Genomic DNA, 16,296 nt, shown 5'->3' on the forward strand with positions numbered 1-16,296 from the left:
CTCCGCGCTCGCGCCGTCAATCCCTCACAGCTCCGAGAGAACCCGGTCCAGCTCGTCAGGCTTCACGGGCTTGACGAGATGACGGTCGAAACCGGCGCGCATCGCCTGGTCCCGTCCTTCCGGCCCGCCATAGCCCGTCAGCGCCACCAGCCGGATGCCGTTGCCCACCTGGGTGCGCAGCGCCTCCGCCACCCGGTAGCCGTCCAGTCCGGGCAGGCCGATGTCCACCAGCGCCAGCTCGGGCGAATGGGACAGGGCGAGCGCCACCCCCTGAGGACCATCCGGCGCCACCGCCACCTGGTGGCCCCACAGCTCCAGCAAATCCCTCATGGCCTGACACGCGTCCAGGTTGTCCTCCACCAGGAGGATGCGCCGGCCCCGGCGGACGTCCGCGCCGTCGCGGGCGAGGAGGGGCAGGGCCACTGCGTGGGTCAGGGGCAGCTTCACCACGAACTCGCTGCCCTGACCGGGGCCCTCGCTGTGCGCCGTCACCTCGCCGCCGTGGAGCTGCACGAGCTTGCGCACCAGCGTCAGCCCGATGCCCAGGCCGCCGCGGGAGCGCTCCAGCGAGGTGTCCGCCTGGGCGAACAGCTCGAAGATGCGGGGCAGCACGTCTCGCGGAATGCCGATGCCGGTGTCCTTCACCCGCACCACCGCGCGGGCGGAGCCGTCCACGCCCTCCTGCGCCACCTGCAGCATGATGAAGCCCTGGTCCGTGTACTTGACGGCGTTGTCGAGCAGGTTGGTGAAGACCTGCTCCAGCCGCGTGGCGTCCGCGTCCAGCCACAGCGCTCCCGGGGGCAGGGAGACCTCCAGCCCCAGCCCGCGCGCCTCCGCCAGCGGCTGCGTCACCTGGAGCACCTGCTTCAGCACGGGAATCAGGTCCAGCCGTCCGGGGCGCAGCTCCACCTTGTCGCGGGTGATGCGGCTGACGTCGAGCAGGTCATCCACCAGCCGCGCCAGGTGGCTCGTCTGGCGCTGGATGATGCCGCGCATGCGCGCTTCCTTGTCGTCGGACGCGGGCCTGCGCTCCAGGATGCCAATGGCCGTCATGATGGCGGCCAGCGGGTTGCGCAGCTCGTGCCCCAGCATGGCGAGGAACTCGTCCTTGCGGCGGTCCATCTCCGCCAGCTCGTTGGCGCGGTGGCGCGCCACCTGCTCCGCGTGGCGCAGGCGCAAGAGCGACTTCACCGTGGCGATGAGCTCCGCGCCCTCGAAGGGCTGGGTGAGGTAGGCGTCCGCGCCGCCGTCCAGGCCGCGCACCTTCTTGTCCGAGGTGACGAAGGTGGCGGAGGTGTGCAGCACCGCCATGGCGGACGTCCTCGGGTCGGCGCGCAGGCGCTCGCAGACCTCGTAGCCGCTGATGTCCGGCAGCTTCACGTCCAGGATGACGACGTCCGGCAGGTGCTGCTGCGCCATCAGCAGCGCGCCCATGCCGGTGGCTGCCTCCAGCACGTTGTAGCCCGCCAGCGTCAGGATGCGGTTGACGAGGTATCGATTGGCGTCGTCGTCGTTGACGTTGAGGACGGTTGCCAGGCGAGGCTCAACCACGGCGGCTTCCCTCCTGTAGGCCGTTCGCGCCCAGTCCCGCCTTGGACAGGGCGTCGCGGATGCGGGTGATGGCCACCTCGCGGCTCAGCGTGTGCTTGGCGAGGATGGCGGCCGTCTCCTTCGCCAGGCGCGTGCGCTCGTCCTCCTTCAGCTCGTGCGAGGTGTGGAGGATGACGGGCACGTCCCGCGTGCGCGGGTCTGCCTTCAGCTCGTCGAGCACGTCGAAGGCGGTGATGTCCGGCAGCACGAAGTCCAGGAAGATGAGGTGCGGGGCCTTCTCCCGTGCCATGTGGACGCCCTCCTTGCCGCCGGCGGCCTCCAGCAGCACGTAGGGCATGTCCTTGAGGAGTTGCTTGAACAGGTAGCGGTGCACGTCATCGTCATCGATGAGGAGGACGCGCTCCACCGGGCCGGTGCGCGCCATGGCCTGCAGCTTGCGTTGCAGCCGCGCCTCGTCCACCGGCTTGAGCCAGAACTCGTCGGCGCCCAGCGCGCGGGCCTTCTGCTCGCGGTCCGTCACGGTGACGACGAGGACGGGGATGTCGCGGGTGGACTCGTTGTTCTTCATCTCCGCCAGGAAGCCCCAACTCGTCTCGCCCTCCAGCATGACGTCCAGCACCATGGCGGCGGGGCGCACGCGCTCCAGCACCCGCCGGGCCTCGTCCGTGCTGCGCACCGGCAGCACCTGGAAGCCGGAGCGGGCCAGGTACTTCTCGTAGAGGAAGAGTGTCTGCCGGTCGTCCTCGAGCACCAGCACCGGCGCGCGGCCGGGGTCCAGGTGCTCGCTGCGCTCGGTCATCCCCGTCATCTCCGAGACCTCCATGTGGACGCGGGGGACGGTGATGGTGAAGGCGGCGCCCTGGCCCAGGGCGCTCTTCACGGTGAGGGTGCCGCCCAGCAGCTCCGTCAGCCGGCGCGCCAGCGGCAGGCCCAGGCCGGTGCCCTTCGTCTTGCGCTGCAGGTGGCTCTCCACCTGGGAGAACTCTTCGAAGATGCGCTCGTGGTGCTCCGGCGCGATGCCGATGCCGGTGTCCTGCACGGTGAAGACCACCGTGTCCCGAGGCCCGGGCGCGGCGGAGACGGTGACGTGGCCGGTCTCGGTGAACTTCAGCGCGTTGGACACCAGGTTGCGCAGCACCTGGCTGAGGCGGGACTCGTCCGTCTCCATCTCCAGGGGCTCGGCGGGCTCCACCAGGCGCAGCTCCACCGGCGAGCCGGGCGGCAATAGCGGCTTCATCATGCCGCGCAGCGCGCTGAGCACGTCGCGCACCACGAAGCGGCTGTGGCGCAGCGTCGTCTTGCCGGCCTCCATCTTGGAGAGGTCCAGCAGGTCGTTCACCAGCTCGGAGAGCGCCTCCGCCGAGTTGCGGATGAACTGGACCTGCTTCTCCTGCTCGCCGCTCAACGGCCCGTTGATGGGGTTGAGCAGCACCTTCGACAGGCCGAGGATGGAGTGCAGCGGGGTGCGGAACTCGTGGCTGACGTTGGCCACCACGCGGCTCTTGATTTCGGCGGCCAGCTGGAGGCTCTCGGCCTTCTCGTCCAGGGCGGCGTGGAGGCTGCGCACGCCGCGGTTGGACTCCTCCAGCTCACCGTTGAGCCGGGTCAGCTCGTCCGCGCGGCGCTTGAGCTCGCGCTGCTGGCGCTCCGTCTCGCGGTGGAGCACGGACAGCTCGCTCAGGGTGGTGCTCACCCGCTCGAGCGCGACGCCGTAGTCCTCCGGCACCAGGCTGCCCACCAGCAGCACGCCGCCGTCGTGGGGCCGGGCGCGGAAGGCGAAGGTGGTGGGCACCTGGTCGCGGCAGAGGATGAGCTCCCAGCCCTCCACCGCCTCGTCACGGGCCTGGACCAGCAGCCGGTCCACCTTCTCCTCGGTGCCGAGGGCCGCCAGGCCGCGCAGCGACTGGCCGGGCGCGGCTGCCAGGATGTCGCGGGCGCGGGCGTCCACCCAGGTGAGGGTGCCTCCCGCGTCGCAGGCCAGGGCGACCTCGCGGCTGAGGTCATCGAAGAACTGCGACTCCTGGGAGGCGAGGGGCCTCATGAACGGGTCTCCTCCCAGGACACCCCCGCTTCGGCGAGGAGTGTCCGTGCTTCGGCGTGGCGTGAGCCCAGCACGGACTTCAACATGCCCAGCACACTGGGAAATGCCAGGAGGCCAAATCCACGCCTCGGCCAGAAGCCGGCGTACCAGCGGACATGGTCGCCCATGAGCGCGGGCTTGCCGGCGGCGAGCGCATCCGCGAGGTAGGACAGATGCAACTGGAGCTCTTCCTCGAGGCGGCTCTGGTCCTCGGGGATGATGTACAGGGTGAGGCGCGAGGTGGCGGCGCGCGCGAGCTCGGGCGCGTCTTCTTCCAGCAGGCGTGCGGGCCCGTCGGGGTAGCGCAGGGCCTGGCGGGCGGCGCCCATGTAGTCGTGAGGCTCGGTGCCCGGGCCCCAGCCTTCGGCTTCCAGCGCGGCGGCCAGCCCGGCGAAGTGCCGGTCCAGGTGCCGCGAGCACATGCCGCGCGACACCAGCAGGGTGCGCAGCCAGCGGGCGTAGCCCTCCAGGACGGAGGGCCGGCGCTCTTCCAGGGCCTGCACCAGATAGCGCACGTGGAAGCGCGCGTCCTCGTCACCGAAGCGCTGGGCGCGCTCCAGGCCGTAGCGGGCCTCCCAGAAGGGGTCCTGGTAGAGCGCCTCCTGGGAGGCGGTGGCCAGCCGGTCTGCCCGTGCTTCCACGCTCTTGCTCACGCTCTCCATGCGGTTCTCAGACTCCCAGGACCCGGCAGGCGGTCGCGACGAATTCCCGCGCGTCCTTGCCGAAGAGGTTCACGCCCAGCTGGTCCTCCAGGCCCGGCGCCCAGCTGAAGGCCAGGCCGCCCACGGCGAGGGGGGCATCCGGGAAGACCTTTCGCACATGCGCCACGGCCTCGCGGAGCGCGGGCAGGTGGTACGTCATCGTCACGGAGAGGGCGACGAGGTCCGGGCGAACCTCGCTCACCATCCGGGCCAGGTGCTCCGGGGGGACGTTGGCCCCCAGGAAGCGCACGTCGAAGCCGGCCATCTCCAGGAAGTCGCTGGCCATGCGCGGGCCCACTTCGTGGAGCTCGCCCTGGACGCAGGCGATGAGCACGACCTTGCCGTTGGGCGGGTCCCTGGGCAGGTGCCGGTACAGGTGGGCGAGCGCGAGCTGCGAGACGGCGGTCGCCAGGTGCTCCTGGGCCACGGAGATGATGTTCTCCTGCCACAGCCGGCCGATTTCGTACTGGGCGGGCTGGATGACGTCCAGGTGCAGCGTCTGGAGGGGGATTCCCCGGAGGATGCCCTCGTCCACCAGCAGCCGCAGGGCCTCACGCCGGTTCCCGGCAAGCTGCGCTGCCAGATACGCGTTCAGCAGCCCGGTCAGGGCGGATTCGTTCGAGGTCAGCACGGGCGCCGTGGGGAGGGGGCGAGAGGGCAAGGTAACGGGGTTGCGTTTCTCAGTTACAGCGAACGCGCCCCGATTTCATCGCCAACCTGACAGTGGCCGGCCCTTCTTTTGTGCGCCCGTGTGCCCGGCTGCTTGTAGCTTTTACCGATTCGTGGGCCCGCATTGTACCTGGGTACAAGGGCCGTGGCCCAGCCGGGGCTCAGGGGGATGCCAGGCGGAACTCCAACTGCCCAGGAGGCCCCAGCTGGGAAATATCCACGGAGCGGCAGGAGACGGGGAGATTGCTCGCACCATCGCGTAGGCGCTGAGCGTTGCTCGGGTTGTCCAGGTCTCCCCGGACCGGGACCACACAGAGGGTGTAGTGGCCCGGCGACAGCCGGGAAAGGCTCACGGGCTGCCCATTCAACAACAGTTGGACCCGGGTCTGCCCCTCGCCACGTGAGGCAAGCACGGTTTCGAGCTGCCCCAGGGTCGCGGCTTGCACGGCTCCGCTGCTGAGGTAGACCTGCCCATTCAGGAGCCGTTGCCCATCGTGTTCGAGGACATGGACGATGAGGCCTTGGCTGCCCAGGGCAACGTCGATGTCGAAAGCGGTGCGCTGAGCGCCCACCTGCGCGAGCAGGCTTTGCTGAAGTTGGCTCGTCGGACCTTCTTGCAGCACCGCGGTCACCACGTGGTCACCCGTGGCGAGTCGGTCGAAGTGGTAGTGGCCGTCCGCGCGCGTGACGACCATGAAGCGACCCGTGCTGCTGCCGCGTGGCGCTGCGACGACCGCGGCATTCCCCACCGGCTGTCCGTTGCTCCTCACGGTCCCTTCGAGGCTGCCCAGCGCACGAAGCGTCAGCTCCAAGGAGGGGCTGTTGGTGTCCACGGTGGTGACCACTGGGAGTGAGCGTCCGAAGTCGGGGTGTTCGGCCATCACCGTCAGGGGCTCCTGCCCGCCGCCTTCGAGGCGGAAGCGACCGTTGCCATCGCTGCTCCCGCGAAGAGGCGCGGGGCCCAGCTGGCTGCCGTTGCCAAGCAGATGAGGGCCCGCGAGTACCGATGCCCCAGGCACGGGAGCGCCCTTCTCGTCGAGGACGACGCCTGTGAGTTGCCGGCCTTCGCCAAGAGTGATGATGCCCAGGTCCTTGTCCTCGCCCGCTTCGATGGCGATGTCCGCTATCGTTCTTGGGGCGAGGCCCTGCGCGAGCACGGTCAGGACGTGTTGACCCGCGGGGACGTCCGCCAGCACGAAGGTGCCTTGGGTGCCCTGTATCTCCATGGGAGGCGACATCGAGAGGGCGACCGAGAACCGTTCTGGCGCGGTGCCATCCATGCGCTCCACCCGCCCGCGCAGCGTCCCCGGTGACTGGAGTGTGAGCCGCACGTTCTCATCGCCCACACTGGCAACCACCCCGGTGGAGAGCCAGAACGTGGACGCCTGCAACGAATGCGTGAGGGAGCCCCGCAGCCGGTAGCGGCCCTGGGCGAGCCCCATCAGCCGGAAGCGGCCGTTGCCGTCGCTGATGTCGGAGGCGTACCGCCCCGAGCGCGACGCAGAGAGCGCGCTGCGCTCGGCCCTGTCCTCTGGGATGGCCACGACTTGAGCTCCTGCGAGAAGGCTGCCGTCCGCTCCGACGACGACCCCTGAGATGGTGCCCTCGACATCCAGGCGCAGGGTCACGTTCGCCACGCCTGGCTCCAGATTGACGTCCTGGGGTACGGCGGAAGCGCGGTCGCTTCTGGCTTCCACGCGGAAGCGGGCCCGAGGCAGTCCGGTGATTCGGAATCGGCCGGCGGTGTCCGCGACCGTGCCATGGCTCGCGCTGCTGTTCATTCCAGGGCCTGCGGGGCGCACTTGTACACGTGCGAAGGGGGCGGGGCGCCCGGTCCTTTCCACCACCGCTCCCTCGAGAACAGCGCCCTCCCGAAGCACGATGGAAATGGACGCAGGGGACTGGCGACCATCCAGGGACACCACGTCAGACAGACCGGGCGCGAGCAGGTCGTGCTCCGCGATGAAGCGGAAGGTGCCCGCGGGCACGGCGCCGAAGGTCCACCGTCCATCCGGGCCCGTGTGCACCTCGTCCACGACGCCGCCCTCGCCTGGAAGGGCGGTGCTGACATCCAGCGCACGGACGCGTGCGTCTGCGACAGCGCTTCCTGCCTCGCTCACGACACGGCCATGAACCAGCGCTCCACGATGGAGCAGCAGTTGCACCTGGATGGGACTGCTGGCGCGGGCATCATGGAAGACGGTGGCGCGCCCCGGGGCGCGTCCGGCGGCCACGGCTTGGATGAGATGTCGGCCTGACGAAAGCCCCCGGAGCTGTGCCTTGCCTTCCATGTTCGTCTGGGCCGTGAGGTCGTCCTGCTGCTCCACGGTGATGCGCGCGCCTTCGATGGGGCTTCGCTCGTCCGCGTCCAGGACCGACACCTCGACGGTGGCTGACGGCCGCACCACGAGGATGACCGGCTCGGTCGTGGGCGTCAGGCGCGTTTCCACGGGCTCCGCGACAAGTGCGCCATGGCGGGCATGCAGCGAGTAGGTCCTCGGAAGCAGTCGCTCGAAAGTGAAGACGCCATTGGGCTCGGTGAGGACGGCGCGGGGCGGAACGGTGTTCAGCGTCACCCGGGCGCCTGCCACGGGGCGTTGCTCATCGTCGATGACCTGTCCTTCCAGGCGGAGCGCGCCTTCAGGCTCGCGTGTCTCCCGATATCCGTGGAGCGGAAGGACCGGCGCTGGCGGAGAGGCGTGTTCCGGAGACACGGCGCGCGGCTGGGCGGAGCCGGGGATGGGGACCTCGGCACGAGGAGGCGGCGCGTCGGGGCCCTGGTCTGAGGTGCCCAGCACGAGACCTGCCAGCGCCGCGGCAAGGACCACGATGGCGGTGACCAGCTTCCGGTTCATCTCACTCCTCGAGTGTCATGAAGGCCGCAGGGCACAGGCCGGCGGTTCGATGGGGCCACGATGCGGAGACACAGGCCGGGGGCCTGGCATCATCTCCCCCAGAGAAGGGACGCCGCGAGCGCCCCAGCGAGCAGTGTCAGTTGCGCTGCCACTCGGAGCGTCCGGTGAGCCGCGAGATAGGTGAAGGGGACCAGCGCGCTCGTACCGATGACGCAGAGGAGCCAGACCTTGCGCTCCCAGCCCACCATCAAGCAGAGCCCGGCTGCTGGAATGAGCGCCGCCGTGCCCCACTGGAACAGCAGTCGTGCCCTGAGGATGGCGCCTCGGGGCGCCAGCCGCAGCCGGTCCGGGGTCATCAGCTCCGGTTCGAGGACGCGGTCCAGCATCACGGCCACGCCCTGGACGGCCAGCAACGCGCAAAGCACGGTACGAAGCTCGGGCTGGTCGAAAGCAACCGCCATCACGGGAATGAGCCCCAGGAGCGCGAGCAGCCACGGCGAGCGAAGTGCGAGCCGGCTCCAGCCCGGAGTTCCCCAGGCAGGCTCGGGCGCAGTGCGCGGCGTCTGGGTGCCTTGGAGGACATCGATGAATCCGTGAAGGGCACGCTCCCACAACACAGGCAGGAGGAGTGGGGTCAGGGCGAGGAACATCACCAGGGCGGGTGTCCCCAGCTGCCTCCGAACCAGCGCGCCAAACGCCATCATCGCCAAAAATGCCAGCCAGCCAGAGAAGGCGGCCAGCAGGCGTGCCCCGCGCTCTCGGCCGAAGCGCTGCCCGATGAAGGTCGCGCAGGCAACGGCGGCCAGCACCGCCCACCCCAGGGCACACGCCCCCGCGAAGAGCATGCTGGTTGCCACGAGCGGCGCCCGGCGCGCCGCCAGCACCGCGAAGGGAAGCCCGACAAGCGTCAGCGGACAGAGGGCCGCGAGCAGGGCGGGGGCAAGCGCGATTTTCAGTGCCGTCTTGGGGGGCGTTGGCGACAAGGACAGTAGCCACAGGGCCTCAGGGCGTCCAAGCAACCGGGACAGGGCGAGGCCTGCCGCGCCGGTGGCCAGCAGCAAGTTGAACCCCACGAAGCCGCCGACCACCCCGATTTCGAGCGGGCGCGGCGAGGGAGGCGCGAGGAACAGCACGAACACGAACAGCCCGGCTTCGAGCGCGAGAACGAGGGCGACCAGCAGCCATCTGGCCCAGCGCCAGGGCAGGAGCTGCCGGAATGCGTGTCGGGTTTCCCACGCTGCCGCGGCAATCAGGTTCAAGCGCCTGGCTCCCGTTCTTCGCCCGCTCGAAGCGCCTTCGGTCCACAGGTGGCGTGGAAGATTTCCGCCGTGCCTCCCCGCCGCGCCACCTCCGCTCGGTCGTAGAGCCCTGCCAGCTCCCCTTGGTGAAGGACGGCGAGTCGGTCGGCCAGGGCGTCGAGCGCCTCGGGTTGGTGACTGCTGAGGAGAATGCAGTCGCCCGCTTCTGCGCGGCGGCGAAGCAGGTCCCGGAGCCAGAGGACCGCGCTCATGTCGAGCCCGTTGAACGGCTCATCCAACACCAGCACGGGAGGCTGGTGTAGCAGCGCGCAGGAAAGCGCGAGCTTCTGCCGCATGCCGCGCGAGAAACCCTCCACCCAGGTGTTGCGTTCCTCCCAAAGGCTGGTCTCGCGAAGCAGCGCCTCGCTTCGGTGACGGGCCTCTGCGCCAGGAACGCCCCACAGCACTGCGAACTGGTTGAGGTTCTCCAGCGCGCTCATGCGCGGGTAGAGCAAGGGCTCATCCGGAACGAAGCCGAGGCGGCGGCTGGCTTCACGCCGGTCCTCTGCCACATCGATATCCGCCACACGGATGCGCCCAGTCCGAGGCTTGAGCAGCCCGGCGATGAGCCGGAAGAGCGTGGTCTTTCCGGCGCCGTTGACGCCAAGCAATCCCAGGATTTCTCCAGGGCGTGCCATCAGGGACAGGTCGCCCAGGATGTCAGGCCCTTTTCCATGGCGGAAGCCAAGCCCTTCCACTTCCACTCCAGGCATTCAGCGCTCCTCCGTTCCCACTGGGGTGGCCCGGGACCTTGCCGCCTCAGTGTATGTCGATGGTGTTACGGGCATGGGCTGACGCGATGCCAGATAGGCGCTGAGCCGTTGGCCCTGCCCCGAGAGACCGGCGAGCGACTGTACCGGTCGCGAACGCCAGAACCTGGTCAATTGAGGCGTGAGCGTACGCTGCTGCCAGTCGTTGAACCATGCGTATTCCTTGTCGGTGACGAGGAACAGCTCGAGGCCAATCATGGCCACCGAGAAGCAGATGAGGCCCATCAACGTGGCGATGCCCACATGCATGAGGACGCCAAAGGCAAGCCAGAGCAGGCGTAGCCGCGTCAGGACCGCGATGGGGAACCAGACCTGGAAGAACAGGGTGGCGTAGCTGGCAAGCGTGGTGAGGTACGGGTTCTGGAAGGGCTCGCGCATTGCTGGGTGGGAGAACCACTCCACCTGACTTATGAGGTACATGGCGGTGCCGTTGCTCCACTTGTCGCCCGTGGCCTTCAGGAAGCCGGAGGTGAGATAGAGCACGCCAATCTGAAGCCCGATGGCGAGGATGGCGATGTTGTGCAGCCAGACCTCCAATGAGCCACGACGAGGCTGTCGGTGTGCGGGCAGGGCGAACAGCATGTACGTCAGTACCAGCCGAGCAACGTTGTCTCCGCCGTCCCCCAGCTCCGGAAGGCGCGCTGCCAGCGCAAGAGAGCTGAAGAGCGCCCCTGCTGTTGCGAGGCGCGTCGACCATCCAAAGATGAGGCAGACGGCCGAGGCCCCCATGAGGAGGACCAGCAGCTGGGGGCCCTGCTCCACGGTGAAGAGTTTGTCGACGACGGGAGCCAGTCGCGGGTGAAGGAAGTCGATGGTGGAGCCTGCGCCGATGCCCTGGGGCCCCCAGAGATAGTTCGCGAAGCGCCCCTCTGTGCTGGCCCGAAAGAGCAGCATGAGGCCGAGGCATACCTGGAGTGCCCGGAGCCCCTGTCGCTGGTGAGGTTCATTGGCCAACCAGTCCCATCCATTGCGGAAGTAGCGCTTCATGTTCCCTCCGCTGCATAGAACCCTGGCAAGGCGACTGTTTCGTCGAGCTTGAAGACCCCGAGCTCGAAGTCCTCTACCTGGGGCTGTCCTCCATGACGGGCAGACCAGGGGACGGCGCTGCGCTCTCGAAAGCGGAGCGCGACAGCGCCCAAGGCCTTCCCGGGATACGCCTCGCGGCAGAATGCGGAGCCAATGCGGCGGAACATTCGCGCGGCTTGCTCGCGTCGCGGCTGGAGGGCTGTATCCCGCACCTGGCAGGCTTCCGCATCGCCTTTTCGGCAGGCGTCGTGGAAGGGGTACAGGTCGGGGCCCCCATGCAAGTACTGCCGCAGCGAGTTCTGCAGCGGCCTCACCAGCCGTTCATAGGCGGAGAGTCGGTGCCGCTGGGCCTGGACGAAATGTGCAGAGGAGACGTCCTCCCACCCATCCGTGGGGAGGGCGCTGGAGGAGGAGGCTGGAATCTCCTCGGCAGACAGGCAGCGCACGAGGAGGGCCTGGGTGCTTTGGACAGGCGTGGGTGCGAACAGGCTCCAGTTCTGTGGGAAGTACGTGCCGATGGTGAGGTTTGCCAGGACCCCAAGCTCCATCTTCATGGGGTTGAGCGGGAACACGTAGAGGAGCGTCAACGCGAAGTGGAGGACGAGCCCCACGAGCGTCAGGACACGAACGGCGTGTCCGAGATAGGCGAGCGGACGGCGCATGAGAGACCCGCTAGAAGAAGCGGGACCGGCCAGTCCACCAAGCAGGACGGCCGGTCCCGTGTTCCGTTGGAGGCTGGCTCAGTCGAGCGCGCTCAGCGGCGCGATGGTCGCTACCGGCTGTTGCGCGGAACCAATCATGTAGTTCCAGGCTTGCGTGCCGGCGTAGTACGCGCCGCCAGACACGGCACCCGCGACGCCACCTGCTGCCGCGCAAGCTGCCGCGCCCACGGGTGAGCCCACCAGCGCCGCGGTCACCGCTCCGCCCGCTGCACCACCAGCCGCCCAGCCTACGACCTGTCCACCGAAGTCCGTCCACGTCCAGGTGTCATCACGCATCTGCTTCTGCGTGATGGCCGAGGCCTCGCGGGAGACCGTGGGCTGCGCTCGCACCGTGGTGGAAGAGAAACCCAACCCAACGACACCCACAACGGCGACTACTTTGATTGCGATGTTCATGTTGCTTCCCCCTCGTCATCGGCTCCCCCATGGGCCGATGGAGACTGCTGTCGACTTCTTTCAGGGAAGGCACTGGTGTCACCGCTGATGGATGACTCCGCTTCAGCAGGACGCTCCATCGCTGGAACTGTCGAGCCGGCTGCGGCCGTGCTGCTTGCTGTGTCCCCCCCTCTCGCTGATGCCCCTCAGTGGGCCGTACTGGCTGGGCAGCAGCGCTTCGACTCGCACTTGCTGTACGACCATGCCGTTGGCATGTCAACAGGATTGCCGGCGAGAGGGCGGATGTTTCCGCCGTGAACTGCATCGACCGGAGTGGCAGGAAAGGGTGGACGTGCGCAGGTCCTGAAAATGCCGGCCGCGAAATGCGGGACTGAAAAGTCAGGGTGACAGTTCTCCGGGGCCGTGGTGTTCCCCTTTCCGCGGCAACCGAGGGAGGCGAAAGACCGGTGTCTATCGATGTGGAGGCCTATTACCGGCGTTACGGCCCCCAGGTGCTCCGGCGCTGCCGCTTCCTCCTGCGTGACGAGGAGAAGGCCGTGGACGCCATGCACGACGTGTTCGTCCAGCTGCTTCGCTACCAGGGCGCGTTGAAGGACGCGGCGCCGTCCAGCCTGCTGCACCGCATTGCAACCACGGTGTGCCTCAACAAGCTGCGCGGCGCGAAGCGGCGCCCGGAGGACCGGGAGGACGAGCTGGTGCTGCAGATTGCCGCCGCCGAGGACACCGAGGCGCGCACCGCCGCGCGGGGCCTGCTGGACCGCCTCTTCGGCCGGGTGCCCGCCTCCAGCCAGGACATCGCCGTGCTGCACCTGGTGGATGGGATGACGCTGGAGGAGACGGCCCGCGAGGTGGGCCTGTCCGTGTCCGGCGTGCGCAAGCGCCTGCGCGCGCTGTCCGCAGTGCTGCAAGAGCTGGAGCTGGAGGCCGCATGACGTCCACCCACCGCACCCCGGATTGGCTGCTGGAGCGAATCGCCCTGGGGGAGCTGCCGCCCGCGGAGCTGGCCGCGGCCCGCGCCCGCCTGGCCGAGGAGCCCGACGGGCTGGCCCGCCTCGCCGCGCTCGAGGCCGACTCGCGCGCCACCCTGGAGAAGCTCCCCCCCGCCCGGGTGGTCCGCGAGGTGAATGCCCGCGCGTCCCGCCCGGAAGCGTCGCGCCCTTTCTTCCGCCTGTCACCCGCCTGGGGCCTGGTCCCGGTGCTCGCCGCGGTGGCCCTCTTCGTCGTGGTCCGGCCGTCCGGGCAGGTGTCGTCCGGCGTGGCCACGGGAGAGGTCCCGGAGGTGACGCGCGTCAAGGGGCTGGCGCCCCAGCTCGTCATCCACCGGCAGGCCGCCGGCCGTCCCGAGCGCCTGGCCGACCGCGCGGCCGCCGCCGCGGGTGACGTGGTGCAGGTGGGCTACATCGCCGCGGGCCGCTCGCACGGCGTCATCGTCTCCATCGACGGCAACGGCGCCGTCACCCTGCACGCCCCGGACGAGGGGCCCCAGGCGATGCCCCTGGCCCCCTCGGGGACCCAGGCGCTCTCCCGCGCCTACGAGCTGGACGACGCCCCTCATTTCGAGCGCTTCATCTTCGTCGCGTCCGACGCGCCCTTCGACGTGGAACCGGTTCTGGCCGCCGCCCGCGCGTTGTCGGGAAAACCCGACGCATCCACTGCCCCGCTGTCGCTGCCCGGGAACTTGACGCAGGTATCCCTCACGCTGGAAAAGCATGAGTGATGAACTCCTTGGCGCTCCTTGCATTCGGATGGTGGGCAGGGGTGGTGTCCCCCGGGCCCCTGTCCGCGCACCGTCTGACTCTCCTCGATGAGCGGCAGGGAAGCTTCGCACAGCAGGCCGATGACGATGTCCCGGAGCCGCCCTCGCGGGGGCTGCGCCGGGGGGGCGCCCACATGGAGTTCTGGGTGAGCGACATCCAGGTCTCCAACATGGGCGTGAAGCTGGGCGGAGGGCCTGTCTACTTCACGTTGATGGCGGGCCTGCAGCCGGGCCGCGACGCGCGCTTCAGCTTCGCGGCGGGCGTGGGCGGGCACCTGACGCTCGCCCGGCGACTCTGGGTGGACCTGGATATCACGGGCGGCGCGGTCCAGCCGGTGCGCAACCCGCTGGAGGGCGACGGCGGCAACGTGCTGGGGCAGGCGCGGCTGATGCTGGGCTTCCAGCTGCTGCCGCGCCTGGCCGTGTTCGCCGGGCCCACCTACAACGCGTGGTACTCCTGGGGCGAGTCGGACTTCGACAGCATCACCAAGATGCCCCTCCGCGAGACCCATCCGGACGCGGATCACCGCCTCCAGCACTGGCCCGGCATCCAGGTGGGGCTCCACATCTGAGCCCCGGCCCGGTGGGCCGCCTCAGTTCTCGACCTTGCTGGCGCGCAGGACGGTGGCCGCCCCCGCGGGGCCCGCGTTGGGCCGCGTCTCCAGGGTGCCCTGGACCTTGAGGCCGGTGCCGTCCAGCGTCTTGCGGATCAACGACTCCGTCTTCTCGTCCGAGCCGTCCGTCACGGCGGACAGCTCCAGCTCGTGCACGGGGATGGGCTCCGCGTCCGGCTTGTCCACCGGGAAGGCGTTGTAGCTGGGGCAGGGCGGGGCGATGCAGCGCACGCCGCTGTCCTTGACGATGTAGACGGCGCTCTCACCCTGCTTGGGCTGGGAATCGTTGGTGGGCGGTGGGGTCATGGCGGGCGTTCCGTTCTCACTGTTCTGGGGGGCGGCGTTGGCGGCAGACGCGGCCGTGGCGCCGGGCGGCTTGCTACACCCGAAGGCGAGGCCCAGGGCAAGGGCGGCGAGGAGCAGCGGGCGGCTCTTCATGCGGGGCTCCAGGGGAGGAGGGAGGCGCCAGTGTGCTTCGGCTCGCCGCGCGGGGCCAGCCCGTCCCGTACATTGGTGACTGGCGGTCATTTGCAAGCGGGGAGGGTGGGCGACAGGGCGCGGACAATGATGTTCCGGAGGTGCTCCGGGTTCGTTGACGGACCGGAGTGCAGGGGCTACATCCGGCCTGCATGATCGGCCTCCGGGGCCGAGACCTGTAAGGACGCCCTCCGATGGAATTCCGCATCGCCGCCGACGAGCTGAAGAAGGCCCTCTACCGCGCCCAGGGCATCGTGGAGCGCAAGACGACGATGCCCATCCTGGCGAACGTGCTCGTCAACGCGAACAAGGGCGGCATCACCGTCACCGCGTTCGACCTGGACATCGGCATCGTGTCCGAGCACCCGGCCGAGGTCATCAAGACGGGCGCTGTCACGCTGAGCGCCAAGTACGTCTTCGACATCGTCCAGAACCTGCCGGACGCCCAGGTCACGCTGAAGAAGCTGGCCAACAACTACGTGGACATCTCCAGCGGCTCGGCCCACTTCAAAATCGTGGGCATGGCGGCCGAGGAGTACCCCAAGCTGCCCAAGGAGGAGAACGCGCCCCTGGTGCAGGTGGGCGGCAACACGCTGCTGGAGATGATCAAGAAGACGCAGTTCGCCATCTCCAGCGACGAGACGCGCTACATCCTCAACGGCGTCTTCTTCGAGCCCCAGGCCACCGGCAAGGTCCGCATGGTGGCCACCGATGGCCACCGGCTGGCGCTGGTGGAGCGCGAGCTGCCGGGCGACTTCAAGCTGAAGGGCGGCGTCATCATCCCCCGCAAGGGCCTGATGGAGCTCAAGCGCCTGCTGGACGAGGCGCCAGACGCCGAGTGCCACCTGGGCTTCGCGGAGAACTCGGCGCTGTTCAAGAAGCCGGGCCTCACCATGGTGATGCGCCTCATCGACGGCCAGTTCCCCGAGTACCAGCGCGTCATCCCCAAGGAGGGCGAGAAGGTCGTCCTGGTGCCGAAGGTGCGCCTGCTGGAGGGCCTCAAGCGCATCGCCCTGCTGTCGGCGGACAAGAGCAACGCGGTGCGCATCGGGCTGGAGGAGAACCAGCTCATCATCACCGCCAGCAACCCGGACCTGGGCGAGGCCAAGGACGTGCTGGAGCTGGCCTACCGCGGCAACAGCATCACCATCGGCTTCAACGCGCGCTACCTGATGGACGTGCTCGCCGTCACGGAGACGGACGAGGTCTCCTTCGAGCTGGGCGACGAGCACAGCCCGGGCGTCCTCCACGCCCCGGGCGACCGCAGCTTCACCGCCGTCGTCATGCCCATGCGGGTGTGAGGCGGCCGGCTCGCATCGTTCACTCGTGACGTGAGGGGCCCCGCGGGGGCCTGACACCCGGCCGGTGCCTCCCTATCGTG

The 16,296-nt window shown here is 69.0% G+C and carries 15 protein-coding genes; 4 read left to right on the forward strand and 11 right to left on the reverse strand.

The features are described from left to right. Positions 1–24: 24 nt before the first annotated feature. The 10 genes from VZL07_RS15525 to VZL07_RS15570 form a co-directional block, all read right to left on the reverse strand. Positions 25–1,551: a response regulator gene (locus VZL07_RS15525; protein WP_426756319.1), complete on the reverse strand. Its 1,527-nt coding sequence runs from the start codon at positions 1,549–1,551 to the stop codon at positions 25–27. Then, the gene (locus VZL07_RS15530; RefSeq protein ID WP_426756320.1) at positions 1,544–3,592 is read right to left on the reverse strand and encodes an ATP-binding protein; all 2,049 of its coding nucleotides are present in this window, start codon (positions 3,590–3,592) and stop codon (positions 1,544–1,546) included. Before VZL07_RS15530 ends, VZL07_RS15525 begins: the two co-directional genes overlap by 8 nt. After that, positions 3,589–4,293 (reverse strand): hypothetical protein, encoded by a 705-nt coding sequence (locus VZL07_RS15535; protein WP_426756321.1) that lies wholly within the window; start codon positions 4,291–4,293, stop codon positions 3,589–3,591. Before VZL07_RS15535 ends, VZL07_RS15530 begins: the two co-directional genes overlap by 4 nt. Before the next feature lie 7 nt (positions 4,294–4,300). Continuing rightward, the gene (locus tag VZL07_RS15540; protein WP_426757295.1) at positions 4,301–4,963 is read right to left on the reverse strand and encodes a cobalamin B12-binding domain-containing protein; all 663 of its coding nucleotides are present in this window, start codon (positions 4,961–4,963) and stop codon (positions 4,301–4,303) included. Positions 4,964–5,162: 199 nt separating this feature from the next. Beyond that, a complete protein-coding gene (locus tag VZL07_RS15545) occupies positions 5,163–7,856 on the reverse strand; it encodes a carboxypeptidase regulatory-like domain-containing protein (RefSeq protein ID WP_426756322.1) in 2,694 nt (897 codons plus the stop codon). Positions 7,857–7,945: 89 nt separating this feature from the next. Beyond that, complete coding sequence (locus VZL07_RS15550; RefSeq protein WP_426756323.1) at positions 7,946–9,115, reverse strand: hypothetical protein; 1,170 nt, start codon at positions 9,113–9,115, stop codon at positions 7,946–7,948. Then, a complete protein-coding gene (locus VZL07_RS15555) occupies positions 9,112–9,867 on the reverse strand; it encodes an ATP-binding cassette domain-containing protein (RefSeq protein WP_426756324.1) in 756 nt (251 codons plus the stop codon). Before VZL07_RS15555 ends, VZL07_RS15550 begins: the two co-directional genes overlap by 4 nt. After that, complete coding sequence (locus VZL07_RS15560) at positions 9,868–10,911, reverse strand: hypothetical protein (protein ID WP_426756325.1); 1,044 nt, start codon at positions 10,909–10,911, stop codon at positions 9,868–9,870. It abuts the gene before it with no gap. Then, positions 10,908–11,612 carry a DUF5819 family protein gene (locus VZL07_RS15565; protein WP_426756326.1) on the reverse strand — a complete coding sequence of 235 codons (705 nt, stop codon included), beginning with the start codon at positions 11,610–11,612 and terminating at the stop codon, positions 10,908–10,910. Before VZL07_RS15565 ends, VZL07_RS15560 begins: the two co-directional genes overlap by 4 nt. Positions 11,613–11,690: 78 nt before the next feature. Beyond that, positions 11,691–12,068 carry a hypothetical protein gene (locus tag VZL07_RS15570; protein WP_426756327.1) on the reverse strand — a complete coding sequence of 126 codons (378 nt, stop codon included), beginning with the start codon at positions 12,066–12,068 and terminating at the stop codon, positions 11,691–11,693. A gap of 446 nt (positions 12,069–12,514) precedes the next feature. On the opposite strand from VZL07_RS15570, the gene VZL07_RS15575 reads away from it, so the two are divergent. The 3 genes from VZL07_RS15575 to VZL07_RS15585 are packed head-to-tail and all read left to right on the forward strand — an operon-like array spanning position 12,515 to position 14,396. Beyond that, entirely contained in the window at positions 12,515–13,000 is a 486-nt protein-coding gene (locus VZL07_RS15575) for an RNA polymerase sigma factor (RefSeq protein ID WP_002639690.1), read from the forward strand. Further along, positions 12,997–13,785 carry an ActD-like protein gene (locus VZL07_RS15580; RefSeq protein WP_426756328.1) on the forward strand — a complete coding sequence of 263 codons (789 nt, stop codon included), beginning with the start codon at positions 12,997–12,999 and terminating at the stop codon, positions 13,783–13,785. The genes VZL07_RS15575 and VZL07_RS15580 overlap by 4 nt, the downstream gene beginning before the upstream one ends. Continuing rightward, entirely contained in the window at positions 13,785–14,396 is a 612-nt protein-coding gene (locus VZL07_RS15585; RefSeq protein WP_426757296.1) for a peptidase, read from the forward strand. The genes VZL07_RS15580 and VZL07_RS15585 overlap by 1 nt, the downstream gene beginning before the upstream one ends. 21 nt (positions 14,397–14,417) lie before the next feature. Here the strand turns inward: VZL07_RS15585 and VZL07_RS15590 are convergent, their stop codons facing one another. Next, positions 14,418–14,876, reverse strand: a complete 459-nt coding sequence (locus VZL07_RS15590) for a DUF6748 domain-containing protein (protein ID WP_426756329.1) — start codon at positions 14,874–14,876, stop codon at positions 14,418–14,420. Between the two features lie 233 nt (positions 14,877–15,109). Here VZL07_RS15590 and dnaN point away from each other — a divergent pair, with 233 nt between their 5' ends. After that, positions 15,110–16,216 (forward strand): DNA polymerase III subunit beta, encoded by a 1,107-nt coding sequence (gene dnaN, locus VZL07_RS15595; protein WP_426756330.1) that lies wholly within the window; start codon positions 15,110–15,112, stop codon positions 16,214–16,216. The last annotated feature ends 80 nt before the right edge of the window (positions 16,217–16,296 follow it).

Source organism: Pseudomyxococcus flavus (assembly GCF_050038885.1).
Classification (GTDB): domain Bacteria; phylum Myxococcota; class Myxococcia; order Myxococcales; family Myxococcaceae; genus Myxococcus; species Myxococcus flavus.